This is a genomic window from Moorena sp. SIO2C4, assembly GCF_010672485.1.
In the GTDB taxonomy this organism is placed as follows: Bacteria; Cyanobacteriota; Cyanobacteriia; order Cyanobacteriales; family Coleofasciculaceae; genus Moorena; species Moorena producens.
Map to the genome: position 1 here is coordinate 1 of NZ_JAAHGN010001278.1, position 1,883 is coordinate 1,883.

Below are 1,883 nucleotides of genomic sequence, written 5' to 3' on the forward strand. Positions count from 1 at the left end.
GAATAAGCGATGCAGAGGTGCGACCCGTGGCGAATTTAATTACGGGTCAAACGCACCATTACGGTCTTGGGGAGGCAGCGCCGCCAAAGGGGGTTCCCCCCATGACCGCGCTGCCGTGGTTTCCCCCACTCGCGCTTGGGATCAAGACAACAGGTAAGCATTGGAATAATGCTGAGTTACTTTAGCTGACGGCTGACGGCTGACGGCTGACGGCTGACGGCTGAATGCTTACGAAAAGATTAGTGATAGGACTTTTGGTATTGCCTTAAAAAAAATCGGTTATACCCGAAAAAAAAACTTACGGTTATCGAGAAAGGGATGAATAAAAAAGGCAAGAGTTTCTAGAAAAAATTTCTAAAAAGAAGCCAGACAAGCTAGTTTACATAGCGGTGCGACCGTGAGGTTTCCAACTCCTAGGTCGCCGCTCCGCGAACGCCTAGGGAAGGCGCACCAAGAGAGGATAAAAAATTCGATAATTAGTTGAATCAGCCGGTTGTTAACTTCAGGTGCTACCCAAGGGCGCGAGGAATTGCTCGCGCCCTTGGAGGCGCGCACCTTACTATTTGCCCCCCTATTCTCCTGATTTAAAGAAAATAGAACATTATTGATTTTCGATTAAAAATCGAGTGATAAAATAAATAATTACTATCGAAAAATTTCGTATTAAGAGTTGATTTGGCTGTTTATTTAACGTCCTAATCTATACTTATACGGCTATAAAATATGATAGTTTAATTCAGAAAATATTTGTCCAAATTCCGGAATTATTGCTATTTTTATTACGTCAAACTCAGGTAATCATCCCGTGGGTTGGTTGTTGCAGTTTAGTTTTTACCAAAAAAGCTCTGCTATGATGATTTTCCAGATAAAATAGTGATAAAATAGTTTAATTTAATGCACATTAAAGATGCTGATGAGCCCAGAGGGCAGCCTGAGTGCGATCGCGAACATCCAACTCACAGAAAATATTAGTTAGATGATTTTTAATCGTGCCTTCGGTCAGATTAAGGGCGGCTGCAATTTCTCGATTGCTTTTACCTTGTCCCAACAGCTTCAGGATCTGTAGTTCCCTCTGATTGAATTGAGCATGATAATCTGTTTTTTCCCGTTCAGGTTGGGTATTATTCAGTTGAGAAAACACCTTTGGAGCGATGGTAGGACCTAATTGGCTGTATCCCTGATGCAAACTACGAATGGCCGCTGCCACCTTAGGTGCTGGAGTACTTTTAAGCAAATATCCCAACGCCCCAGCCTGAAGAGACTGGAACACATAGTCATCATTGTCAAAGGTGGTTAAGACCAGAATCCGAATCCAGGGGTAGCGGGTATGGATTTCTCGGGTTGCTTGCACGCCATCGCAGATGGGCATCCGCACATCCATCAAGATAATGTCAGGCTGTAACCTCTCCGTGAGGGCAATGGCCTCTTCACCGTGATTGGCTTCACCCACCACCTCGAGATCATCCTCCAGGGACAACAGTGCCGCCAGTCCCTGACGAAAGATGGGTTGATCATCAGCCAATAGAAGTCGAATCATCGTGGTATCCTAATCTGAATACAGCTGCCTTGTCCCGGTGTGCTATCTAATTGTATCGATCCGCCTATCAGCTGAACTCTCTCCTGCATACCCCTGAGGCCAAAACCCTGGGTGGGTTTAGCAATATCAAAGCCAATACCGTCGTCCTTTAGCTCAAGGATAACCGCATCAGCCGAAGCATATCCCTTGAGGTGAATAACCTGGGCTTGACTGTGTTTGCGGATATTTTCCAATCCTTCCTTAACCACACAGTAAAGCTGATGATTGGTTTGTAACGGCAGCTGGGGCAAATCTATTTTGCTTTTAACCGTTATGGATGGGTTGGATGTAAAAGATTCCAGCAGCT

At 44.9% G+C, this 1,883-nt stretch carries 2 protein-coding genes and 1 pseudogene; 1 reads left to right on the top strand and 2 read right to left on the bottom strand.

The annotated features are described in order from the left end of the window. Positions 1–232: 232 nt before the first annotated feature. Positions 233–386, top strand: a pseudogene (locus tag F6K20_RS36590) (IS630 family transposase); the annotation flags it as partial. A 515-nt stretch (positions 387–901) separates the two neighbouring features. On the opposite strand, the gene F6K20_RS36595 reads toward F6K20_RS36590, so the two are convergent. After that, on the bottom strand, positions 902–1,537 hold the full coding sequence (locus F6K20_RS36595; RefSeq protein WP_008185384.1) for a response regulator: 636 nt from the start codon (positions 1,535–1,537) through the stop codon (positions 902–904). Beyond that, a partial coding sequence (locus tag F6K20_RS36600) for a sensor histidine kinase (protein WP_287298109.1) occupies positions 1,534–1,883 on the bottom strand: 350 nt, incomplete at its 5' end. The genes F6K20_RS36595 and F6K20_RS36600, both read right to left, overlap by 4 nt.

Excerpts from the sequence above, each read along its gene's own strand:
- F6K20_RS36595 (WP_008185384.1), bottom strand. The coding sequence starts at position 1,537 with ATGATTCGACTTCTATTGGCTGATGATCAACCCATCTTTCGTCAGGGA.